Here is a 24946-nt window from a genome sequence, read left to right on the forward strand (position 1 = left end):
ATGGACGCCCGTCAATTCGCCTTCCTGAGCCGTCAGCCTTCTTCTTCCGTGAAAACCCGCGAGCACTTCTGGGGCATGCCCAAGCGCGGACTGGCGTTCCTGTTGGCCAACGTGATGTTCTGGCAACCGATGTGGGCCCAGGCGGAAGGGATCGTCGTGGCCTCGCCAGGCACCAGTCTCGGCCAGGCGGGCAATGGCGTGCCGATCGTCAACATCGCCACGCCCAATGGCACCGGTCTGTCGCATAACCAGTTTCACGATTACAACGTCGGCACCCAAGGCGTCATCCTCAACAACGTCGCCAACCAGACCGGCGCGACGCAATTGGGCGGCATCATCGTCGGCAACCCCAACCTCACCAACCGGGTCGCAGCGCAGACCATCCTCAACGAAGTGGTCGGCGGCAGCCCGAGTCAGCTGCGCGGTTATACGGAAGTGGCGGGGCAGTCGGCGCGCGTCATTGTGGCGAACCCTTACGGCATCAGCTGCAATGGCTGCGGTTTCATCAACACGCCGCGTGTGACGTTGACCACCGGCAAACCGGTGCTCGACAACGGGCGTGTGGATCGCTATCAGGTCGATCAGGGCAGCGTCTCCATCGACGGCGCCGGGCTCAACGCCAACAACGTCGACAGCTTCGAAATCATCACCCGCAGCGCGAAGATCAATGCCGAAATCCAGGCGAAAAACCTGACGATTGTGGCCGGTCGCAACGACGTCAATGCACAGACCCTCAATGCCACCGCCCGAGCCGATGACGGCAGCGCGAAACCGCAACTGGCCATCGACTCCTCGGCGCTGGGCGGGATGTACGCCGGGGCGATCAAACTGGTTGGCACCGAGGCCGGGGTCGGGGTGAAACTGGCCGGCAATCTGGCCGCCAGTGGCGGTGATATCCAGATCGATGCCAATGGTCATCTGAGCCTGGCGCAGACCTCTGCTGCCGGCGCGGTAAACGTCAAAGCCGCCAGCCTCGACGCCCAGGGACCGGTCTATGCCGGCAGCTCCGTCAATGTGCAAACCCAAGGCAACCTGACCAACCAGCAAACCCTCGCGGCCCGGGACGGCATTGTCCTGAACGCCGGAGGCCAGTTGACCAACAACGGCATCATCGAGGCAGGGGTCAATGCCGATAACAGTCGCAACGCCAATGGCGATGTAAGTCTGATCGCACAAAACCTCAACAACACCGGCAAAAGCGTGGTTGCCAGCCGCAACCTGTCGATCAATACCGCACAGACATTGAGTAACCAGGGCGGCACGCTTAGCGCTCAACACGCCACCAACATCAACGCCGGGACTCTGGACAACCAGAACAATGGCCGGGTACAGGGCAGCGGCGCAGTGTCTTTGAGCGCTACTCAGGTTCTCAACACCCAGGGTGTGATCACCAGCAACGGCAACCTCACCGCCACCCTCGGGCACTTGAACAACAACAATGGCGAAGTCTCAAGCGCGGGCAATACCAGCGTTTCCGCGACAACCCTGGACAACAGTGACGGTCAGGTGACGGGTGACGTTGCGCTGAACATCGGCCTGATCGGGGCCTTGAATAACCGCAATGGTGTACTGGGTTCGGGGCAGAGCGTGAGTATCCACGCGGCCAGCCTGGACAACAGTCATGGCGGCAGTCTGGTCAGCGATGGCAGCCTGACGGCACGCATCACGGGTCTGTTCGATAACCAGAACGGTGACCTGAGCGCCCAAGGCGCGGTTGACCTGCAGACCGGCAGCCTCGACAACCGTAATGGCAACCTGACCGGCAAGGACCGTCTGACCCTGCGCAGTGATTCGCTGGACAACCGCACCGGCAAAGTGCGCGCCAGCAACGACCTGCAACTGAACGTCGGGCAACTGGATAACCGCCAGCAAGGCCTGCTCAGCAGTCAGGCGGCTATCAACTTCAACGGCACTCATCTGGACAACCGTGGTGGCTTGCTCAGTGCGGCAGGTCCGGTGCGTCTGGACGCGACCAGCGTCGACAACAGCGGCGGCCGCCTCTCCAGCAAAACCGATCTGACGGCGAACGTTGGGCAGTTCACCAACCAGACCGGTGAACTGGTTGCCCAAGGGATGCTGACGCTCAGCGGCAAGGGCCTCGATAACCGCAACGGCGGTTTGGTGGGCGCGACAAAAGCGCTGAAAATCAACGTCGATGAGATGGACAACCGTGGTGGTGAAATCTCCAGTGCCGTTGATGTGAGTCTGCAAGGCCTGCACCTGAACAACAGCGACAACGGCAAGATTCTGGCCGGCACCGATCTGGGCCTGAAAGTGGCGCAGATTCTCAACCAGACCAAGGGGCTGGTCTTCGGCAAGGGCATCATCACAGTCGCGGGCCAGAGCCTGGACAACAGCGGTGGCAGCCTCGTCACTCAGTCAGGTCTGGACATTCGTCTCGACAATGCCTTGAGCAATATCGATGGGCTGATCAGCAGCGAAGGCACGCTGACGGTTAATGCCGCCAGTCTCGACAACACGCGCGGTAGCCTGTCGAGCGCTGACGCGTTGGCGGTGACCACGACTGGCGCCTTGATCAACCAGGGTGGTTCCATCACCACCAACAACGGTCTGACGCTCAAGAGCCAAAACCTGAACAACAGCCAGAGCGGTCTGCTCAGTGGCAAAAACGCGATCACCGTCACCACCGGCGCGTTCGATAACACCCAGGGCGGTCGCTTGATAAGCGGCGACACCCTCGACCTGACCGCGACTCAGGTCAGCAATGGCGTGGGCAGCCGGATCGCCAGCGAAAAGGCGTTGACCGCCAGTGTTATCGGTTTCGATCAACAGGGCGGTCAGCTTTTCAGCAAAACCTCTCTGAGCCTGGATGTGAATAACGGGCAACTGAACAACCAGAATGGCCTGATCAACGCACCGTTGCTGATGTTGAAGAACCTCAATGACGTCAACAACCAAGGCGGTGAAATCTCCAGCGCCCAGGCCTTCACACTGGCCGCCCGCAGCCTGGACAACAGCAACGGCAGGTTGATCAGCAACCAGGGCCTGACCCTGCGCATCGAACAACTGCTTGCCAGCATCAAAGGCCTGATCGCTGCCCAGACTGTGGATGTGCACAGCGCGCGCCTGGACAACAGCGGCGGGCTGATCAGCAGTCGCGGCACGCTCGGGCTGACGGTTGAGGGTCAGCTCGTCAACCAGGACGGCACACTGATCGCCGACGGTGATGTGCACCTCAGCGCCGACAACCTCGACAACACCGGTGGCCAGATCGCCGGTAAAACCGATGTCACGGCCAACGTCGCGACGCTCGACAACCACGGCGGCCAACTGGTCGCAACCGGTGCCTTGACGCTGACGGGCACTCACCTCGACAACCGCGATGGCGGTCTCGTCGGCGCGAACAATGCGCTGCAGCTGACCATCGGATCCGTCGACAACCGAGGTGGCGAGTTGTCGAGCAAGTCGGACGTAACGTTGGTTGGCACCACGCTGAACAACAGCGATGGCGGCCAGGTGTTCGCCGAAGGTGCGTTGTCCTTGACGGTGGATCAGGTGATCAACCGCGCCAAAGGCTTGCTGTCCGGCAAGACTGACCTGATGTTGAGCGGCCGCGAACTGGACAACAGCGGCGGCACTCTGTTGAGCCAGAAAAACCTGAAGGTCGATCTCACGGCTGATCTGAACAACAGTCAGGGCGTGCTGAGCGCCGAAGGCACGTTGGATGTCACGGCCGCCAGTCTGACAAATACACTCGGCACCCTGTCCGCTGCCGGGCCGTTGACCCTGACTACCACAGGCGTGGTGCTCAACCAGGCCGGCGAGATTGTGACGGACGCCGGCCTCACGCTAAAAAGCGCCAGCCTCGATAACCGCAACAAGGGCAGCATCAGCGGCAAAGGTGCCGTCGTCGTCAACACTGGGTCGCTCGACAACAGCCACGACGGACGCCTGAACAGCGGCGCCAGCCTGAGCCTGACGGCCACCCAACTGACAAACCAGGACAAAGGCCGTATCGCCAGTGTCGGTGCGTTGACCGCCAGCGTCACGGGCCTGGATCAACAAGACGGGCAGCTGTTCAGCAACACGTCCCTGGAACTGGATCTGAACCATGGCCAGTTGAACAATCAAACCGGGTTGATCAGCGCACCCTTGCTGATGCTCAAGAACCTGGCGGACGTCAACAACACCGGCAACGGTGAAATCTCCAGCGCCCAGGCCTTCACACTGGCGGCGCGCAGCCTGGACAACAGCACCGGCAAGGTGCTGAGCAATCAAAGCCTGACCCTGCGCATCGAGCAGGCGCTGACCAGCATCAAAGGCATGATTGCCGCCGCGGCGCTCGACGTCAAAGCGGCCAGCCTGGACAACAGCGGCGGCACCTTGACCAGTCTTGCCAGTCTCGACCTGAACCTCGACGGACAATTGAAAAACCGGGACCTGGGGCTGATCAACGGCACCACCGGTCTGACCATCAACAGCAGCGGTATCGACAACCAGAACGGCTCGCTGCTGGGCAGTGCGATCGCCATCGATTTCGGCGCAGCCACCGGTGACCTGAACAACAGCGGTGGCGGGATGATCACCACGACCGGTGCCCTGAGCATCCAGCACCTGCGTGACCTGAATAACCGCAGCGGCGAAATATCCAGCAGCCAGAGTATCGACCTGAAAACCCATGCGCTGGATAACCGCAGCGGCCGACTGATCAGCAAAAACCTGCTGACGGTAAACGCCGATACCGTGAACAACCAGGGCGGGCTGATCTCCGGCTGGAAGGGCCTGAGCCTGACCAGCAACAGCCTGGATAACCGCAACAAAGGCACGCTGTCGAGCGGTCATGTCGACAACAGCGTAAACGTTCCCGGTGACATGGCCGTCACGGTCAGCGGTGACCTGCTCAACAGCGCAAACGGTGCGTTGGTCAGCCTGGGGAACCTGAGCGTCAACGCGGCGAACCTGGACAACAGCAGCACGGGCATTCTCTCGAGTGCCGGTGCCCAGACCCTGACCCTCAGTGGTCTGTTGAACAACGCCCAGGGCGGTCTGATTTCCAGTGGCGCAACCCTGGCCATGCAAGCCATGACCCTGGGCAACGCCAGCGGCACCGTCAACGCAGAACAAGCCCTGAGTTTTACCGGCACCACGCTGGATAACACCGGTGGCAATCTGGCCGGCAACGCCGCGGTCACCGTGGATCTGCTCGGCGCCCTGACCAACACCAATGGCAAACTGGCCAGCGGCGGCTCGCTGCTGATCCAGCGCACCACCCAGATCAATAACCAGGGCGGCCAACTCGCCAGCCAAGGCTTGATGACGCTACTCACCGATGGCCTGGACAACCGCAATCGCGGCACCGTCGCGGCCAACGACCTGTTGACCATCACCACACCGGGCGCCGTTCAGAACAGCGCCGACGGCCTGATCTACAGCCAGAATGGCGACCTGAAAATCCAGGCCGCCAGCCTCGCCAATGCCAAAGGCACGCTGCAAAGTGGCAGCGCGCTGAGCCTCAAGACGGACGGCGATATCGACAACCAAAGCGGCCGGATCGTCGCCAAGGCCGGTGACCTGAGCATCACTGCCGGCAATCTCGACAACCGGGGCGGTGTGCTCTCCAGCCTGCAAGCCGCGTTCACCGTCCAACTGACTGGCGTGCTGAAAAACGGTTATGACCTGAACAACAATCGTCAGGGCGGCATCACCCAGGCGCAACGTCTGAACCTGACCGCCCTGGGCGGGATCGACAACTATGGCGGACGCCTTTCTGCGCAAAGCGGTGACGCAATCATCGCCACCGGCAACTTCGACAACCGCAACGGCGGTCTGTACGCCAAAGGCAAGATCAATGTCACCGGCAACAATTTTGACAACAGCGGCGACAACGGCGGGCAAGTCGCCGGTCAACAAATCGACCTCAACCTCACCAGCGCGCTGAACAATCGCCTGGGCATCATCGAGAGCGACAGCACCCTGGCGATCAAGGCCGCCAGCCTCGACAACCAGACCGGTCAACTGCGCGCCCTGGGCACCAGCGGTAAAACCAGTTTCCAGATTGGCGGTCTCTTCGATAACCGCAACGGTACGCTGGAAAGCGCCAACACCGACCTGGGCATGGCGGTCGGCAGTTTTCTCAACGGCGGCGGCAGCCTTCTGCACGTGGGCAACGGCACCTTCGACATCTCCACTGCGAACGTCACCGGTGCCGGTGGCACCATCGTTACTCGCGGCGGTTTGACGCTTAACGCCGATACCTGGAGCAACAGCAACGTCATCCAGGCCGGACGCCTGACCGTCAACGTCAACAACTTCACCCAGACCGCAAGCGGCCAGTTGCTGGCTTCCGACAGCCTCGTCGGGACCGGCATCAATTGGTTCAACGAAGGCCTGATTGCCAGTGATGGCAGCCTGAGCGTGGGGCTGAGCGGTGCTTACTGGGGCGGCGGGCGTCTCAGCAGTCTTGGAACTCTTGGCCTGAGCGCCGCGCAAGTGAGCCTCAATGCCGCCACGTCGAGCATTGCCGGTGGTGGTAACACCACGCTCAATATCAGTGGGCAACTGGATAATGGTGGGCGGCTGACATCTGCAGCCGACCTGACGGTCAACTCAGGCGGGATCAATAACTTCGGAACGCTGGCCGGCGCTCAAAAGCTGACGGTCACTACCGGGACGTTGGTCAACAGTCGTGGGCTGATCTTCAGCGGGGGCGACATGCAGCTCCTGAGCCCCAGCTTCACTAACAGCTACGGGCAGGTCTACAGCCTGGGCAGCATGCTCATTGCACGGGACAAAAACGGGACCAAGGCCGATCTGCTGGACAACAGGTCCGCAGGGATTGATAGCACGGGCGATCTGACGATTGCAGCCACGACGGTTAACAACGTCATGGATGTCTTGCAGTACACGGAACATGAGAAAAGTGTTGCCACTATCACCTCTCTGCCGTGCGCACTGATCTCGTATGGATGTGACAGTCGTGGCGGTGGCCGCATAAACGGTCTTTGGGAAATTGCAGAAACCGATCGTTTGAAGGTCACGCTTCATTCTGAAGCTGCCTCGATCAACAGCGGCGCGGACCTGACAATTAACGCAGGAGAAGTGAACAACATCAGCAGCAACGTGACGGCCTCTGGTGATTTGGCGATCACGGCTTCGACGATCAACAACAAAGGTCTGCAAGAGCAGGAAATCCTGTCCACTCGAAGGTACGTGAGCTGGGTCAATGAAACAGCCTCGGCCATCAGCATGGCTGGCATCTTCACCCAACGAAACAACCCGACGCCTTCGGCCACGGTCGAACAGGACATGAGTAATTTTCTGAAATGGATGGGAGAAACACTGCCCGCCAACACTCGCGTTATCAATGGTGAGTCTCTGGATGCAATTATCCAGGCCGGCGGAAACGTATCCCTAAACGCTGCACAGAACATCAATAACAGCGTGGTGCGTCCCTACTACGCCTATGTCGCGGCAGGTCGTAGCAAAGCTGACACCGGAGCAGGCAGCGCTTACTCGACGCCGATCTACATCAACGCGCAACTCCCGCCCAACCTGGCGCAGCAACAAGTCAACCCGTTGGCACTTCCCGGTTTCAGCCTGCCCACGGGCCAGAACGGCTTGTTCCGCTTGAGCGGGCAAGACAGCAGCACTCCGGTGGCCAGCGGTCCGCAGAGCTGGACGATGGGCGGTGCCACCGTTAGCCCGATCCAGCGTCAGCAACCATTACCTGATGCCAAGCCTCGGGACATTCAACTGGCCGGCAACGCTCAGGTTTCAGCGACCACCGCAGACCTGACCACGGTTGATCGTCAAGCGCCCGATATGTTTGCAGGGGCCAGCGCGATCGATGTCAGCGCACCGCTTGCTGACTCGACCAGTGCCGCACTACCCGGACGTGCCACGGCATTGACGGTCAATCGCGTGCAAGGTTTGCCGGCCGGCAGCCAGTCCAAGCCACACAAATACTTGATCGAAACCAACCCGGTACTCACCGACCTCAAGCAATTCATGAGCTCGGATTACCTGCTGTCCAACCTCGGTTACGACCCGGACAACAGCGCCAAGCGACTGGGTGACGGCCTCTATGAACAGCGCCTGATCCAGCAAGCCGTCGTGGCGCGTACCGGTCAGCGTTTTATCGATGGTCAGACCTCCGATGAGGCGCTGTTCAAGTACCTGATGAACAACGCCATCGCCAGCAAAAACGAGCTCAACCTTGCGTTGGGCGTCTCCCTGACTTCTGAGCAAGTCGCGGCCCTGACCCACGATATTGTCTGGATGGAAAACGCCGTGGTGAACGGCGAGCAAGTACTGGTGCCGGTGCTTTACCTGGCCAACGCCAACAACCGCCTCGCCGCCAACGGTGCCCTGATCCAGGGCCGCGACGTGACCCTGATCGCCGGTCAGGACTTGAACAACGCGGGGACATTGCGCGCCTCGAACAACCTGTCCGCCACCGCCGGCAACGACTTGGTCACGAGCGGCCTGGTGGAGGCTGGCAGTCGCCTCGACTTGCTGGCGGGGAACAACCTCGTCAACAAGGCCGGCGGCATCATCGCAGGCCGTGACGTCACCCTCACCGCCACCCGCGGCGATGTCATCAACGAGCGCAGCATCACCACCCATGAAAGTGGTACCGGCGCCATCAACGAGCGCAAGGATTTCGTCAACAGCGCCGCGCGTATCGAAGCCGCCAATGCCCTGACCCTCAATGCCGGCCGCGATATCAACAACACCGGTGGCGTACTGAAAAGCGGCGCCGACACCACGATCAATGCGGGTCGTGACGTCAACCTTGTCTCCGCTGAACAGGTTGTCAGCAGCGAGCGGGGACTTCATCGCAATGATACCGTGACCCAATATGGCTCGGATGTTGATGTGGGGCAGAGCCTGAAGGTCAATGCCGGGCGTGACCTTACCGTTATCGCCAGTCAGATCGACGCCAAGCGCGATGTGAACATGAGCGCGGTCGGTGATTTGATACTGGCTTCTGCGGCGGATGAACAGCATGCCTATGGCGCGAACAAGAAGTTTGTCAGCCAGGAAGATCACGTCAGTCAGGTGTCTACGACGGTCAATGCGGGGGGCACTGTCTCGCTTAACGCTGGCAAGGACCTGAGTTTGATCGCCAGCCGGGTGAGTGCTGGTGATGAGGCCTATCTGGTCGCTGGCGGTGATCTATTGATGGGGGCCGCACAAGACGAGGACTACAGCTTTTACAGCAAGACCAAGAAAAGCTCTTCGGGCAAAAAGAGCTTGCTGGAAGAAACTTCCAGCACGACCAATGTCGGGAGCTCGGTGACTGCTCAGGGTAAAACGGTACTCGCGGCTGGCAAGGATTTGCTGATCGAAGGCAGCAATGTGATCTCCGAAAAAGGCAGTGTCGGCCTGGCGGCTGGCAATGACGTGAAGATCGTTGCAGTTACTGATTCGAGTAGTGCGCGCCATGAAAGCAGCTCCAGCAAAAGCAGTTGGGGCGGATTGAAATCAAGCAAGGTCAAGGACGCGTTTTCGGAAACTCAAACCACTGCCGTGGGGAGCCTGATATCGGGCAACACCGTTGCCGTGAGTGGCAAACGTGATGTCGATATCACTGGATCGGCAGTCGTCAGTACGGAGGATTTGACAGTCCGTGCCGTGCGTGACTTGACGATCAATGCTGCCGAAAACATCTTCACTCGTAACCAGACGCATCAGGAAAAGAACCGTGATCTGACCGGTGTACTCACCGGCAACAAATTGGGTATCGATGACATCACCGGCAACCAGCATCTGTCTGTTGGCGGCCAAAAACACAATGGCACGATGTCACAGACAACATTGACCGGCAGTACCGTCGGTTCAAGTGCAGGCAATGTCAGTCTCGTTGCGGGGGGGAATCTGGACGTCATTGCCAGCGACCTGTTCAGCATCAAGGACATGACGCTCATGGGCGCTGACGTTTCCATTACGTCCGGCATGGAAAGCTCTAGCCAGAACACCACAGACAAAAGCAACAACCTGGGCGTAGGACGGGTGCTCGGTGGGTCGATAATCGACACCGTCAATACGATTCGCACCGCCGTGAAGGCGGCCAATGATGCTGAGGATCCGCGTCTCAAAGCGGTGAAATTGGCGCAGGCCGCATTGGCGGGCTACAACCTGGGCGGCATGGGATCACAAACCGAGGATGCCGCGACGGCCTATGGAGACAAACAAGGTGGTTCCGCCAGCAACGGCTCGTTGATCAAAATCGGCACCGAGCTTGCAAACACCCACAGCAAAGCCACGAGTGAGTACAACAGTCAGACTGCCAAGCAAAGCACGGTCAATGCCGGAGGCGGTCTCACCATCATTGCCAATGGCAATGCGGCGGGCAGCCAAGGTGATATTCATGTCACCGGCAGTAGCCTGAACACCGCGGGCACAGCTGTATTGAACGCCAAAAATGACATCGTCCTGGAAAGCGCGCAAAACACCGCTGATTGGGCCAATAACAACACCAGTAACAAAACCGCTATCGGCGCCAGTTTCAACATTGGCCAGCAAAACGGTTTTACCCTGGATCTTGGGGCTTCCGGCGCGAAAGGGACCGGGACCGGCAGTTCCATCACCCAGGTAAACACCACGCTGAATGCGGGAGCGCTGGTGTTACGCAGCGGCGGCGATACCACCTTGGCAGGGGCTCAGGTCACCGCTGACAGCATCGACGCGAAGATCGACGGCAACCTCAACATCATTTCCCGCCAAGACGTCGAAACCCAGGAAAACAAACAGGGCACTGCCGGTTTCGGTGCGAGCATCTGCGTCCCGCCGTTCTGCTATGGCACCACGGTGACAGGGTCGGCCAGCGTTTCTTTCGGCAACATGGATAGTGAATACAAGGCTGTCACCGACCAGACCGGCCTCTTTGCGGGTGCGGGTGGCTACAACCTGGATGTGGGTAAAAACACCACGTTGGTCGGTGGTGTGATTGCCAGCGAGGCATCCGCCGACAAAAACGTGCTCAGCACTGATCGATTGATTGTCAGTGACATAAAAAATGTCAGTGAAGTGAATGCGCAATCGGGCGGCGCGAGTGTTTCAGGCAGCTACGGCGGCGGAAGTGGTAGCGCGTCCGTAGGTGGCTTGTATGGTGTCGCTCTTTCGGACTCGGACTCGAGTAAAACCCGAAGCGCAGTCAGCGACGGCACGATCACCGTGCGTAACCCTGAAGGCTCCAACGATTTAGTGGGGTTGAATCGGGATACGACAAACGCCAACGAGCAACTCGACAAGCCCGACATAGAGGCTATGAAAGAGCGCGTTGAGCTAGTGAAAAGCGCCATTGAGCTGTCGAAGGGCATCAGCGACGCAATTGCTGCAGCGAAAATGGAAGAGGCCAACGACCGGGATAGCGAAACCTCGAAGGTTGCGATCCAGAAACTCAAGGATCAGGGGTACAGCAACCCGACGGACGAGCAGATCATCCAGCAGGTTCAGCGCGATTACGGCATGGGCAGCAGTTTCCAAAAGGCTGCTCAGGCGGTGACGTCAATCGTGCAAGGCGTGCTCGGCGGCAACATTGCCGGAGCGCTTGCGGGGGCTGCTGCGCCCTACGTTGCTCAGGCCATCAGAGATGCGACCAAGGGAGATAAAACGGCTAATTTGATGGCCCATGCCGTGTTGGGCGCGTTGGTTGCCAAAGCTAACGGCGGCTCAACGCTTGCGGGTGCGGTTGGCGCAGTTGCTGCGGAAGAGATAGCCCGAATCCTCAAGGAAGAGCTTTACGGTGACGTCAGTAACGACAAGTTATCGGCCGAGCAGAAACAGACCATTTCCAGTTTGTCTACGCTGGTTGCCGGCATTGGTGGTGCTTTCACGGGGACTGATTCACTGGATGCCGTTACGGCGGCGCTGGTGGGGAAAAATGCGGTAGAAAATAACGGCCTAAGCGCACAGGACGTGGTCAATTGGGCTTCTGAACTGATTTCTGCCAACAAAAAAGGCGAGTCTACAGAAGGGGTCTGGGAAAAGTACAAGGGATTGAGCGCGCAAAAACGTGCAGAAATGCTCACAGACTGTGCCGGTACTGGGGGAGCCTGCACGCTCTACTATCAGTCCGATTTGGATATGGGTATCACCGTGGCTGACAGTGTCAGTGCGCTGAGTTGGTTTTTTAACCTGTCTTCCGACGAAGCTCGACGGCTTAACCAGTATGTTGATGAAGAAAACAGAAATGACATGTCTCTGTTGTATGAGGCACTGCCCACATGGGAAAAAGTAGCTTTAGTCGCAAAGGACACGGCTGATGCGTTGAACCTTGGGGCTGGTGGTGTCGGAGGCAGTAAAACTTCCGTTGCATCAGTTGTGGCGCGCAACACAGGTAGTAAAACCACGACTGGCTCAAAAACCAGTAGTGGTCCAGTGGTGCTTAGCTATGATAAAAATACTCGGACTTGGTCAACCCCCGCTGGCCTTGACTATGGTGAAGGGTCTGAACAAGGTAATCGCGTTAAACACGTGCTTGAACATTCGGTCCCTAATCCTAATAAAAGAAAGCACAGTGTTTTCAGTATGGATAGAAAAGATATTTTAGGTGTTGTGGATGAGGCTTGGATAAAAAAAGGTAATCCAGTCGTAGGAGATCCGGGCGCTTATATTGTTCCAATGTCGCGCGTTGTGGGTACCGCGGGCGAGACAAATATTAAGATTGTTGTTCGTCCTGGTACGAGTATAGTAATTACTGCGTATCCGTTTAAGTAGTGAGGTGTGAAATGTGGTGTCCGCGCTGTGATCAGGGTGATGTTGTAAAAGCAACAATCAAAGGGTGTGGGGTAGGTATTTATTTGTGTGATGAATGCGAGGCTACTTGGTTTTCATTAGAGCAGATCGGAGTAGGTGAGTTTATTGATTTTGGTACTTATATGATTTCCATAGGACTGCCTCCTTTGTGGAGTTCGATAGAGGTTTTACGTGGGTGGGACAAGGAGTAGCTACTACTTTTTTTCGACGACACCGAATGGGGTTGAGGTCGAGGGATATGGTTCTCCAAGGAACACTATTTATCCGATTTATAGCCCTCTACGAGAGGCAGGCATGGAACTGAAGTATTGCTATATTCCCGGGGGAGTTCACCCTGTTGCCGGGACGGTATAGAAAGGGGACGGATTTATTTTTCTGGCACCCGATGAAGAGAAAAGGGGACGGATTTATTTCTCTGGCGCCCGATGAGCAGGCCAGAAAATAAATCTGTCCCCTTTTCTTTAAAAACCTGATCTGGCCCCTCTAGTAGAAATGGGGACAGATTTATTTGTTTGGCTTGTCACGGGCAGAAAATAAATCTATCTCCTCTTATTACCCCTCACCACCGGACCTAAACTTAATAAGGGCATCCACACGTGAAAAAAATCACACTACTAACCCTGACCCTGATTCTCGCATTGCCAGGCTGTCATTCCAACGTCAGGGACTCCTCTCCCAGCCTGTTGAAAGACGGCATCCAACTGCAACAGAATACGGTAACTACTGACGCGCAGCACGCCAAAGTCATCATGAAAGCGTCGGGCTACACATTTCCAGTCGAGTTTTCGGTCCGTCATTCGGCAGATCCTGACCAGAGATTGGAGGTGCTAGGGACCGTGGTGGACTCCGGCCAGGGCAAGGTGTTTGGCTGGATCGTCAAACTTAACGAAGTAGCCAATAGCGCCACGGTTAAACGTTTCCCGCAATTAGAAGTACAGGCCGATGCCGACAAGCCTTTTGAGGTGTCGGGATATTCGAATGGCAGGGGCGCCGGCGGCAATTATAGTTGCGGCCCGCTGAAGAACACTTTTACGCCAGAGCGAAGTAAGGTCTATTTGGTGGAGTTCCAGTTTGTCGGGCAGGGCTGTGAGCAGCATGTTTACGATGTGACCCTGCCTCAGCAGCGTGTTCCCGTGACGAGTGCACCGGCTGTGTGACAAGGATATCTATTGCTCGCTACATAAAACGGGCGACCCAAAAGGTCGCCTGTTTTCATTCAGCCCGCAACCACCGACCAGCTCTCGCGCACTCGTTAGACCTCCGACGAGAGCATGTTCAAGTACCTGATGAACAATGCGGTCGCCAGCAAACAGGAACTCAACCTGTCGCTCGGCGTCAGCCTGACCTCCGAACAAGTCGCGGCCCTGACCCACGACATTGTCTGGATGGAAAACGCCGAAGTGAATGGCGAACAAGTGCTGGTGCCGGTGCTGTACCTGGCCAACGCCAACAATCGCCTGGCCGCAAACGGTGCCTTGATCCAGGGCAGCGACGTGACCCTCATCGCCGGCAAGGATCTCAATAACGCCGGCACCTTGAAGGCCTCCAGCAACCTGTCGGCCACCGCCGGCAACGACCTGGTCAACAGCGGCCTGGTTGAAGCAGGCAATCGCCTCGACCTTTTGGCCGGCAACAACCTGATCAACAAGGCCGGCGGCGTCATCTCCGGCCGCGACGTCTCGCTGACCGCCACCCGTGGCGACGTGATCAACGAACGCACCGTCACCACCCACGAAAGCAGCAGTGGTTATCGCGACGAACGCACCGACTTTGTAGACAGCGCGGCGCGTATCGAAGCGGCCAACAGCCTGACTATCAAGGCCGGGCAAGACTTCAACAACACGGGCGGCGTGCTGAAAAGCGGGGCCGACACCACGATCAATGCCGGTCGAGACGTCAACCTCGTCTCTGCCGAACAAATCGTCAGTGGCGAGCGCGGTCTGCATCGTGATCAGACCATTACGCAATACGGCTCGACTGTTGATGTAGGGCAGGACCTGAAGGTCAATGCCGGTCGAGACATCACCGCCATCGCCAGTCAGATCGATGCCAAGCGCGACATCAACATGAGCGCTGTTGGCGACCTGACGTTGGCTTCGGCGGCGGATGAACAGCATTCCTATGACAAGACCAAAAAGGTGACGAGCCAGGAAGATCATGTCAGTCAGGTGTCTACGACGGTCAATGCAGGGGGCAACATCACCCTCAGCGCGGGCAAGGATCTGGACCTGATCGCCAGCCGAGTGAGCGCGGGCGATGAAGCCTATCTGTACGCCGGCGATGACGTGAACATGGAGACAGCGGACAACGTCGATTACTCCTACTATTCGAAAACCAAGAAGGGTTCGTTCGGCAAGAAAAAGTCGACGATGACTGAGAGCGAATCGGATGTATCCGTCAGCTCGAGTGTCTCGGCTACGAACAAATTGGTTATCTCCGCCGGTCAGGATTTCAACGCCACCGGCGCCAAACTGAGCAGTGATGGAACGTTGCTCGCCACCGCTGGCCGGGATATCAATCTTGATGCCGCCGAAGACTTTGCGAGTGAAGCCAGCTCCTCATCCAAAAAGGGTTGGTCTTCCAGCAAGTCCAGCAGCTCGGAAGTCACGCAGACCCGCCTGAACAGCACTGAGCTGGTCGCAAAAAACATCGAACTGAAAGCCGACAACGACATCTCGCTGACGGCTGCTGCGTTGCGTGCCGAAGAAGCGGTGAAACTCACCGCAGTTAACGATGTGCTGATTGGTGCCGGTGAAGAAACTCAAACGTCCACTCAATCGAAAAGCTCCAGCAAGACCAGCGCAACGTTCACGGGCTTGTTGTCCTCCTCACAAAAATCGCAAGAGGGGCAATCCACCTCAACCCAGAGCATCGGCACTGATATCAGTGGCGGCAGCATTCAAATCAAGAGTGGTCGTGACACTGTCATCGAGGGCAGTACGCTAGTCGCTGACAAGAACATCACTATCAATGCCGCTCGTGATCTGGAAATCACCAGCGCAGAAAATACTGAAAGCGCTAGCTCTTCTTCCGGCAGCAAGAAAGTCGGGGAGATCGGCTCCTGGTGGCAGGGTGCGACGGGAATCGTCAAGCAGAAGGAAGCTGATGAATACACCTCCACCCGCCAGTCGGGCAGCCAGATCGCATCGTTGGGCGGCAATATCAGCCTGACGGCAGGTGATCACTACACCCAGACGGCCAGTCAATTGGTCGCGCCACAGGGTGATATCAGCATTACCGCCAAGCATGTCGACATCGAAGCCGGTTTCGACACGATGGAATCGACCAAAACGGCGAGCACCAGCCGGACGGCCGTTGGTGGCTCCGTGAGTATTCCTCTGCTCGATGCCTTGCGTGGCATTCAGCAAATGGGCGAGGCGGCACAGAAAACCAGTGATGGGCGGATGGTAGCGCTTGCTGCGGTGAACGCGGCAATGAGTGCCGATCAGGCGCTGGACGCCGGTAAATCAATGGTTCAGGACCCTAAGGCCGGAGTGAAGGTCAGCGTCAACCTCAGCAATACCCAAAGCAATATGAACAGCAGTCAAAGCGGTCGTAACGTTGTAGGCAGCGGGGTCATTGCCGGAGGAAACATCAACATCGTCTCCACTGGAGCCGGGGCTGATAGCGACATCAATGTGGTCGGCAGCCGGATCGAAGGCGGTGGCGATGTCTCCCTCAAAGCCGATGGTGAGATCAACGTGCTGTCCGCGCAGAACACGGCGCATCAGGAAAGCACCAACAGTAACAGTGGCTGGAGCGCCGGCATCGGTTTCGGTTTTGGTGAAAGCAATGGCATCACCTTTGAGCTCGCCGCAAACAAGGGGCGCGGCAGCGCTGATGGCGATGACGTCACCCAGACCAATTCATCGATCAAGTCCGGCCATACGCTGAGCCTGCAAAGTGGTGGCGATACCAATATCAAAGGCGGCGTTGTCAGCGGTGAAACGGTCAAGGTCAAGGTGGGCGGTGATCTCAACATCGAGAGCTTGCAGGACACCAGTACTTACGAATCGAAACAGTCGAGCGCCAACGTAGGGGTGAGTCTATGCATTCCACCGTTCTGCTATGGCAACAGCAGCGTCAGCGGTGGTGTCGCTCAGCAACACATGCAAAGCGATTACGCCAGCGTCAGCGAACAGTCGGGGATCAAGGCTGGCGATGGCGGCTTCCAGGTTGAAGTCATCGGCAATACCGATCTGGTCGGGGCGATCATCGCCAGTACCGACAAAGCGGTGGCCGACGGCAAGAACACCCTGAGCACCGGGACACTGACCAGCTCCGATGTCGAAAACAAGGCGGAGTACGACGCCAGCAGCATCAACCTTAGTGGTGGTTATGGCGGCGACATGGGCCGTGATGCAAACGGAAATGCCAGCGCCACGGCCAACCGAGGTGGTCCCGTCGTTGCCAGCAAGGATGGCGTGAGCGCGACAACGCCAATCGTTCTGTTCGCCGGCGGCAACTCCAGCAGCACCACCCACAGCGGGATCAGCGGCGCAGCGGTCACCATCACCAATACGGTCAAGCAACAGGAGTTGACCGGTCAGACGGCCGAGCAGGCAATTGCCGCGATCAATACCGATGTCTCCAGCGAGCGTGATGGCAGTAACAAACTCAAACCGATTTTCGATGCAGAAGAAATCGGTGTGGATTTTGAGATTGTCGGCAAGTTTGTGCAGAACGTTTCTCAATATATTGAGAGTCGTGCAAGGGAAATTGACCAGAAGAAGGGCTTGGCTGAGCAGGAAAAAGCGGCATCGAATGACAAGACCTTGTCTGTCGACGTTCGGATGCAGCACCTCGAAAATTACCGGGCGCTCACTCAGCAAATCAAGGAAATAGGCGATAACTGGGGCGCAGGTGGCACTTATCGGCAAATCGCTACAGCACTGGTGGCCGGTATCAGTGGCAATGTGGCCGGCAGCGGCGCTCAGTTCGCGCAAAACATGGTGGTCAACTACGTCCAGCAGCAAGGCTCGGCGTACATCGGCGATCTGGTGAAAAAGGGCCTGAAAGAAGGTAGCCCTGAACACGCGGCCCTGCATGCCATTCTTGGCTGTGCGGGCGCGGCTGCCAGTAGCCAGAGCTGCTCGGCTGGCGCCTTGGGTGGCTCTGCCGCCAGCGTGCTGGCCGGGCTGTTCGCTGATGCTGATCCGAACGAAACCGCCGTGGAGCGCGAAGCCAAACGCAACATCATCACTAGCCTGGTGACCGGCATTGCCGCCATGAGCAACCCGAATGGTGCGGCTACTGCCAATAACGCGGCTACGGCGAACGTCGATAACAACTGGTTGGCGACGCAGCAATACGTTCAGGCAAAGAAAGAAATTGATGCTGAACCCAATCTGCTCAAAAAACTGGAGATTGCCGCGAAGTGGCAGATCACTTCGTTGCGCCAGGATCTGCTGACCGGTTCGGGGATTCTCAAAGGGTTTACAGATGGGATGGCCGGTGCGGGCTTAGGCACTTTGGATAGCGCCGTCACATTCATGACCGACCCTGCGCAAAGTCTGAAGGCCGCAAAGGAGTTTGCATTCTCCGCGGAGGCCAGGGCGTTGTTAGGTGATGCAGTTGCGGCAGCGCTCCAGTCACAGATAGATCAGATTGGAAAAGCGATTGTCGAGGGGGGTGACGCCAACGCGGAAAACCTTGGCAACCAAATGGGCCAAGTAGTAGCGCTCGTCGCACAACTCATGCTTGGCGGGGGGAGTAGTTCTGCCGCAAGCGCGTTGCGACTTTCCGAAATGGGCATTGATGTCTCTGTCACAACCGTCAAAAAAATGGGCGCTTCGTTTGATATCAACGCGGTTAAAACCAAAATCAGTAATTTGCAAGGCGTTGTACGGGATTCGGATGTTCCGGTGCTTGATCCGCCGACAACGGTTACTCCGCCGAAAACTGATGTAACGCCGCCTAAGGTGGAGTTTACACCGCCGAAGAACGTCGATCCTGTAACTCCAGAGTCGCCTACGGGGCCCTCAAAACCAGTCGAAGTGGATGATGGTATTCCCGCAACGTCAGCAATCGCACGTGAAGAGCTTAGGCTTAAACTTGCAATTGAAGCGGGAATCCCGCGATCCTTGGACCAGGTATGGGGGGCGTCGCTAGATGATCTTATCCAGATGTATAGGATGGATGGCGCGAAAACCACGCCTAAACCTCCGAGTGTTGGAAGCTCCGGAAATGCTCAAGTATTTACGGTGGAAGGACATCCGTTAATTAAAGAAGTACAGTTTAGTCCCGAAAGCCCTCTATCTACTCATGGCGGCCAGTATTATAAGTTTACCTTTACGGATGGTACGAAAGTGAAAGTTATTGATCCTGAAAACTATAAGGTTAAATATAAATCTAATTCTGCAGGAGTGTTTGAGGCCGATATTGAAAAAAATACGGTTTTCTATAATTCTTCTGGTCATGGTCTAGTTTATAAAAATGACATATGGGTGCTGAAATGAGCAGTTTTAGCTGGTATGCACCTATAGTTCCGGGTAGGACCGTGGCGGGTATTGAGTTGGGCGCTGGACTAGAAGATTTTAAATTTTTGCTAGAAGGATTTTGTGTTGATGTCGCAAAAGGGTTGTATAAGTTTCCGGGCGCACCATTGTTGTTGCTTGAAATAGTACAGAAGCCAGGGGAAGTGTATTTTGCATTCAGTGTTGCAGATCTAGCTCTCACAGGCTGGTTTCTGCAGTTTCCAAATTCAAAAAAAGTTATGTCTGAAACAAGAGCGTTAGTCGTTGGTTTTTTGGAGGATAAGGTGTCAAGCATTTCGGTTTGGATGTTTGATTACTTCGACTCGTTAGGTGGCAAGAAGCTTGCCTACTCATATCAAGGATGCTTAGCAGAAGGAATCAGGTTAGGTTCACGAATGGAGGATGTAGCTTCTTACTATGAACTCGATTTTGATGAAGGAGATGAGTGGTTTTATACCAAGTCCGGAGGAATAATTTTCGGTGGAGGTGGGGTAGGGAATTTGGAAGATTCTAAGGACCAAGTTGTACTCATGATTATGGTTGTTTAGGAGGAAATGGGGTGCCCATTAGTTGGCCTAAAGGCAAAAAGAAAAGGGGGCGGATTTATTTCTCTGGCGCCCGATGAGCAGGCCAGAAAATAAATCTGTCGCCTTTTCTTGTTAGGTTGTATATGGCTCCGTTTAAATTTATCGATGATCTTTCTGGTTTTGGCTTTTCGAATAATTTTTGTGTGCGAATTGATCCGAGTATTGGTTTGACTGATGAGTTATTAAAGGCGCTTTATTATCAGCTTTGGCTTCCTGGCTATTTTGGTTTTAATTGGGATGCTTTGTATGATTGTCTACGAGACCTTGAGTGGATAAAACATTACAAGGTTGTATTGATTCATGAGGTTTTGCCTGCTTTCCCGGAGCAGGACTTGCGCATATATTTGGAGGTGCTTCGGGATTCGGTGCTTGATTGGGTAGGAGATACCCGTCATGAGCTTGAAGTTGTTTTTAGTGTTTCCGATAAGGTGCTTGTGGAAGCAGTATTGAATGATCTCTCTGATCAATAAGCGCATTTGAGTCAGTGTTTTGGTCTTTAATTCGTTCGCAATGTCAGGAATGCATTGGGACTAAAAGGAAGTTGAGGTAATGAGATGATTTTTGGTGATCCGATAAATTTTGCCATTCTGATGAAGTACATCCCGCAGTGGAGTCAAAACGGTAGTTATAAGAATGGAATGTTTCACTTTATTATTGACTCCGCTATTTTTCCTGAGGTCGCGGGCGTTGCTACATTAGGTGGCGATGTTGGTTGTGTGAAGTCCGATAACGCTTTATTTCGGCCAGTTGATGATTTTGAATTGTTTCATATGGATGCCAAAAGCGCATTTCTGTTGATGCTGGAGGGTATGTTGCCCGCGAGGTTGGGCGTTGAGGTTGATGAGGGATTTGTCGAGGATTATAGGTTTCAAGCCTCGACAAATAATCTCGAGGAGTTCGGGTGCTTTGTTTTTGCAGTAGGTTTTAAGAATGAGGTGCGAATATTGGGGGCAAACCTTAATTGTCTTTCCAGTGAGGGTGATGTAATAACCGGGTTGGAATTGATTAAAGTCTCTGAAGCGATAATAAGTAAGGAAAAAGTTTTAGAGATGGTTGCTGGTGTGGTTAAGGAATATGAGTCGGCGCAAGATGTTTGGTGAGGGGCGCGGAGTGTCTAATGAACAGTAATAAAGCAGTATTTGTTTGTCCTGTTTGCTTGTATCCGGATCTGGATGAGGCCCCCTACGATAGTTTTAAATGCGCTTCATACACTATTTGTCCGTGTTGCGGTACTGAGTTTGGATATGACGACTCGTCAATTACTCATCTTGAATTACGCCGGAAGTGGGTAGCTGGCGGTGGTAAGTGGTGGAGTATCAATCGAAATCCCCCCTCGGGATGGAATGCAGAGCAGCAGCTGAAACATACATAAAATTGGAATCGAAGGTAGCCCGTGTGATGCTCGCCGCCGGCACATGTCGTGGTCCCCGACAATCACGAACACCGCTATGAGCGAGTGGTCGAGGGCGATGGCAATCGTTACTACTTCAACTGGCTGTTCGATTGCAGCTCCTCGGTGTACACCACGGCCGATGGTGTGATCCGGTCGTGGCGGTTCGAGACATCGCGACCTGAAAGTTGTTATGTGTTCTAGCGCACTATCCCCCATGGCAGCAGCTGGATAACGTCTGGTCGTCGTATTTGTCGTGGTGCTGCACCCATTCCATGATTTCCTCTTCATTACGGCCCTTCGGCGTCAGGTCGAGGTAGTTGTAGGCGCCGACCAGCAAATCGAGACCACGGGCATAAGTGGAGTAGGTGTGAAAGATTTCGCCTGCTTCATTGCGATAAAACACGCTGAGCCCCGGGAGTTCTTCCTCGGCGCCGTCGGATTTTTCGTAGTTGTAGGTGGCTTTGCCGGCAGCGACGTCTTCGGCTCGGGCGGTGACGCCGAAGTCGTAGTTGAAATCGCAGCCTTCTGACGACACCCAGTCGAATTTCCAGCCCATGCGTCGTTTGAATTCCTGGAATTCGGCGAACGGTGCGTGGGAAACCGCGACCACTGCCACGTCGTGATGGGCCAGATGCTGGTTAGCGCCGTCGATGTGGTCGGACAGGAACGAGCAGCCGGGGCAGCCTTCGTCCCATCCGGCGGCGAACATGAAGTGGTAGATAACCAATTGGCTGCGGCCGCCGAACAGGTCGGCGAGTTTCATTTCGCCTTGGGGGCCCTGGAAGTGGTAATCCTTATCGATTTTCACCCAGGGCAGGGCGCGGCGTTCGGCGCTGAGCTTGTCCCGTTCCTTTGTGAAGGCTTTTTCGTGGGCCAGGTGTTGTTTGCGGGCGGCGAGCCATTCTTCGCGGGACACGACGGGATGATTCTGAACGTTCATCAGGTTTCTCCTTCGCAATGCTGGGAGGTGTCTTACAGAGCCTAGTCGTTTGACCTGCGTCCAATTCGACATGCCGTCGGTCGGCAGCCGCAAAAAACTCGGCTGAACGGCTGCGCGCGGTGCCGGTCACAACTTAAGAAGGCCCCTCACTCACAGGCTTTGGAGGTTGAATCAGGATGACAACTTACAACTGGGATTTGATTGAACGCTTGCTGCACGAAGTGCAGCACGGTGAAGGCAGCTACACGCCACGAGCCTATGCCGAGCAGTACGCGGCGGAGAAAGCGTCGGAAGGCGAGCAGACTGAAAACCTGGATCACCTGAAAGCGGTGGCCGGCGAGTACGAAAAATTACTGCTGGAGCGCGGATATATCGAGCCTCGGCCCGAAGAGCAGGGCGGCACCGGCTCCAATTACATTTTGACGGCGCGTGGCTCGAGTTTGTTGAGCCTGATCGACAGCAGCATTCCGGGTAATGACCATCCGCGGCAGGTGCTGGATGAGCAGGACGATGCGCTGGACGAGGTGACGTTTGATGAGGTGGCGTCGAAGGCGCAGATTGCGTGAAGACCACCGATAACTAATGTGGGAGTTAGCCTGCTCGCGATTGCGGAGTGTCAGTCGACATCGTCGTTGTCTGACACTCCGCAATCGCGAGCAGGCTAACTCCCACATTTTGATTTGTATTGTGTTTAGCCTTGTTTGGCAGCTTTCAGGCACTTCAAATCGTTGAAGTCCTTGCGCACCCCTTCAATCTTTTTCAACAGCTGTTGGCGCTGAGCCGGCGTGCTCTCGGCCATCAAATCCACAAACAATCCCCGTGCTTGCGCTTCAGTGTTGGCGTAGGCCTGACGGTACGCCGGCGTCCACAAACTCTCTCGATTCACCAGAAGCGTCTCGATTCTCTGTGGGAATTCCGGACTCTGACGCTGCGCAACCGCCGCACTGAACTGATTCTGCCAATGGACACGGTTGGCGATCCATTGGGTGTTCTGGTCACCCAAGGCGTTCGACCAGGTCACCACACGTTGTTGCTGGGCCGGGCTGAGGGGGCCCAGCCAGTCATTCAGGCGTTTTTCCATGCGCTCGGCGCGCTGCTTGATCTGCTGATCGAGAGACGGTTTAACGTAATCCTCCTGGCGTTTTCGCTGATCCTTGGCGAAGGCGTCGTTCATTTCCGCGACTTGCTTGTCATCCAGCCCCTGTAACAACTCGATGGCCGAGGGCGTGATTTCCCGGGCGGTCTGGGCGATGGCGGCTTTGGCTTCCTGAGTACGGGTTTGCAGCGCGGCTTCGGTGACCTGATTGGTCTCGACCATCGCCTGCAAGCGGTCCAGCCAGTCGAGATAGCCCGGCAGTTGCGTGGTGCAGTGCCAGCTCAAGTGTTCCTTGAGGCGCTCGTTGAACCAGCCTTTTTGTTCGCCGTTCATGTCCAGGTAGTCGCTGAGCGTCCACGGAATGATCACGTCGAGGTTGCGGTAGGCCAGGCCCACGCGGCTGCACGCGCCAAGGGCGAGGCTGAGGGTGATGATGACGGCGAGATACTTCAACCAGCGCGACATGGGCAAGTCCTTGCGAAGGCCTGGCTTCTTTAGTGGTTCTCATGTGAACGCAGAATGTGCCCGGCAGTTCAGCCGATCAATAGAAGGCGCGCTCGGCCTTGAGGGTAACGAGCCCGTCGCATTGGCTGTTGTGCCCGGAATAGGCGGAGCAATCGCTGCCGCTGAGGCTTGAGTCGCTGTAGATCAGGTTCAGGTCAACGCCCATGAACGGCCGGGAAAGTTGTACTGACCAATCGGTGAAACTGCCGATATAGCCACCGTCGACGGAGGCCGGTGTGTCGAGCTGGTGGGTGGTGTATTTCATGCTGATCCCGATGCCGAACGGCTGATTGCCGCCGAGATCGGCGAATACGGTGCTGTTCTGTTTGTCCGGGTCGTTGCTGAACGCAGCGCCGAAACGGCTGCCGAGAAAGGTCAGGCCACCGAACAGCTCCTGGCTGTCGAGGGTGTCCACTTTCGGATAGCTGTAACGGATCATGCCGACTTCGTAGCCGAGGGTATTATCGAAAGGTTGTTTAAAGCCCATGTAGGAATCGACTTCCAGGTTGGCTCCCGGCGTCAGACCCATGCTCGGCGCCCATTGCCCCACATAAAAACCGCTGTCGTGGCTCAGGTCGAGGCCGCCGTGGAACGAGCCGGTGCTGGAAGGCTTGACCAGCCCCTGGGCCATGCTGCGGCTGGGGGTGGTGCCGAGTTTGAGATCGAAGTCGCCCAATTCACGCTGGAAGATTTGCGCGTTGGCAACTGAACACGACAGCAAGGTGCCGAGCAATAGATAGGAGGGTTTGAGCATGCGTCACTCCATGACTGCGAGGAGCAGGAACGAAAACCTACTGAAACGCTTGATCTAGACGTGTGCAAGCATACCGGCGAATGCTCGGCATCGAAGGCCGTTCGTCGATTTTTGAAATATTGATGTGTTTGGCGGGGTGTTGCGGGGAGGTTCCAGTCCAAGCGCTTCGAAGCTCAAAGCGCTTACGGACCAGGTGACGCGGCGGATCTTTGGGAGAGTGTTACTTCTTGCCCAAAGTGATCTGCTTGGACGGGCCGAACGTCTGGCCGCTCACGCCTTTGGCAATTTGCTGGATCTCGCCGCCAGACTTGAGGAACGCAGCAATCTGGTTGTTGATCGATTCGCTGGTTTCAACGGCTGGAGCTGGCTTTGCTTTGCTGTTGGATGCTTTTACACGCATGGCGGCCATTAACCTGTAGAAAATTAACTTGGCCAGGCATCGTACAGGAAATACTTGACAATTGCTTGGCTAA

11 protein-coding genes and 1 pseudogene are annotated in these 24946 nt (G+C 56.2%); 8 read left to right on the forward strand and 4 right to left on the reverse strand.

The features are described 5' to 3' along the window. The 7 genes and pseudogenes from ACIQV9_RS05950 to ACIQV9_RS05980 all read left to right on the forward strand — a co-directional run bounded on the left by ACIQV9_RS05950 (nt 1) and on the right by ACIQV9_RS05980 (nt 21380). A complete protein-coding gene (locus ACIQV9_RS05950) occupies nt 1–12684 on the forward strand; it encodes a hemagglutinin repeat-containing protein (protein ID WP_403099210.1) in 12684 nt (4227 codons plus the stop codon). 635 nt (nt 12685–13319) lie between these two features. Continuing rightward, the gene (locus ACIQV9_RS05955) at nt 13320–13880 is read left to right on the forward strand and encodes a hypothetical protein (protein WP_403099213.1); all 561 of its coding nucleotides are present in this window, start codon (nt 13320–13322) and stop codon (nt 13878–13880) included. Nucleotides 13881–13979: 99 nt separating this feature from the next. Beyond that, nucleotides 13980–19181 (forward strand): annotated as a pseudogene (locus ACIQV9_RS05960) (hemagglutinin repeat-containing protein); the annotation flags it as partial. Then, nucleotides 19178–19747, forward strand: coding sequence for a hypothetical protein (locus ACIQV9_RS05965; RefSeq protein ID WP_403099216.1), 570 nt, complete (start codon nt 19178–19180; stop codon nt 19745–19747). The pseudogene ACIQV9_RS05960 and the gene ACIQV9_RS05965, both read left to right, overlap by 4 nt. 122 nt (nt 19748–19869) lie before the next feature. Next, complete coding sequence (locus tag ACIQV9_RS05970; RefSeq protein ID WP_403099218.1) at nt 19870–20256, forward strand: barstar family protein; 387 nt, start codon at nt 19870–19872, stop codon at nt 20254–20256. An 84-nt stretch (nt 20257–20340) separates the two neighbouring features. Beyond that, on the forward strand, nt 20341–20886 hold the full coding sequence (locus tag ACIQV9_RS05975) for an Imm42 family immunity protein (RefSeq protein WP_403099221.1): 546 nt from the start codon (nt 20341–20343) through the stop codon (nt 20884–20886). Between the two features lie 320 nt (nt 20887–21206). Next, a complete protein-coding gene (locus tag ACIQV9_RS05980; protein ID WP_403099224.1) occupies nt 21207–21380 on the forward strand; it encodes a hypothetical protein in 174 nt (57 codons plus the stop codon). Between the two features lie 4 nt (nt 21381–21384). Here the strand turns inward: ACIQV9_RS05980 and ACIQV9_RS05985 are convergent, their stop codons facing one another. Beyond that, nucleotides 21385–22119 (reverse strand): DUF899 domain-containing protein, encoded by a 735-nt coding sequence (locus tag ACIQV9_RS05985; protein ID WP_403099226.1) that lies wholly within the window; start codon nt 22117–22119, stop codon nt 21385–21387. Between the two features lie 176 nt (nt 22120–22295). Here ACIQV9_RS05985 and ACIQV9_RS05990 point away from each other — a divergent pair, with 176 nt between their 5' ends. Next, complete coding sequence (locus tag ACIQV9_RS05990; protein ID WP_403099229.1) at nt 22296–22685, forward strand: transcriptional regulator; 390 nt, start codon at nt 22296–22298, stop codon at nt 22683–22685. Nucleotides 22686–22810: 125 nt separating this feature from the next. On the opposite strand, the gene ACIQV9_RS05995 is transcribed toward ACIQV9_RS05990, so the two are convergent. The 3 genes from ACIQV9_RS05995 to ACIQV9_RS06005 all read right to left on the reverse strand — a co-directional run bounded on the left by ACIQV9_RS05995 (nt 22811) and on the right by ACIQV9_RS06005 (nt 24882). Then, a complete protein-coding gene (locus ACIQV9_RS05995) occupies nt 22811–23680 on the reverse strand; it encodes a DUF6279 family lipoprotein (RefSeq protein WP_403099231.1) in 870 nt (289 codons plus the stop codon). A 76-nt stretch (nt 23681–23756) separates the two neighbouring features. Beyond that, complete coding sequence (locus tag ACIQV9_RS06000) at nt 23757–24473, reverse strand: TorF family putative porin (protein WP_403099234.1); 717 nt, start codon at nt 24471–24473, stop codon at nt 23757–23759. 220 nt (nt 24474–24693) lie between these two features. Then, complete coding sequence (locus ACIQV9_RS06005; protein WP_017337097.1) at nt 24694–24882, reverse strand: hypothetical protein; 189 nt, start codon at nt 24880–24882, stop codon at nt 24694–24696. Nucleotides 24883–24946 lie beyond the last annotated feature (64 nt).

Origin of the sequence: Pseudomonas sp. NPDC099000 (genome assembly GCF_044759925.1) — a bacterium.
GTDB lineage: Bacteria > Pseudomonadota > Gammaproteobacteria > Pseudomonadales > Pseudomonadaceae > Aquipseudomonas.

Excerpts from the sequence above, each read along its gene's own strand:
- ACIQV9_RS05965 (WP_403099216.1), top strand. The coding sequence starts at position 19,178 with ATGAGCAGTTTTAGCTGGTATGCACCTATAGTTCCGGGTAGGACCGTG.
- ACIQV9_RS05995 (WP_403099231.1), bottom strand. The coding sequence starts at position 23,680 with ATGTCGCGCTGGTTGAAGTATCTCGCCGTCATCATCACCCTCAGCCTC.
- ACIQV9_RS06005 (WP_017337097.1), bottom strand. The coding sequence starts at position 24,882 with ATGGCCGCCATGCGTGTAAAAGCATCCAACAGCAAAGCAAAGCCAGCT.
- ACIQV9_RS05990 (WP_403099229.1), top strand. The coding sequence starts at position 22,296 with ATGACAACTTACAACTGGGATTTGATTGAACGCTTGCTGCACGAAGTG.
- ACIQV9_RS05975 (WP_403099221.1), top strand. The coding sequence starts at position 20,341 with ATGATTTTTGGTGATCCGATAAATTTTGCCATTCTGATGAAGTACATC.
- ACIQV9_RS05985 (WP_403099226.1), bottom strand. The coding sequence starts at position 22,119 with ATGAACGTTCAGAATCATCCCGTCGTGTCCCGCGAAGAATGGCTCGCC.
- ACIQV9_RS05970 (WP_403099218.1), top strand. The coding sequence starts at position 19,870 with ATGGCTCCGTTTAAATTTATCGATGATCTTTCTGGTTTTGGCTTTTCG.
- ACIQV9_RS06000 (WP_403099234.1), bottom strand. The coding sequence starts at position 24,473 with ATGCTCAAACCCTCCTATCTATTGCTCGGCACCTTGCTGTCGTGTTCA.
- ACIQV9_RS05950 (WP_403099210.1), top strand. The coding sequence starts at position 1 with ATGGACGCCCGTCAATTCGCCTTCCTGAGCCGTCAGCCTTCTTCTTCC.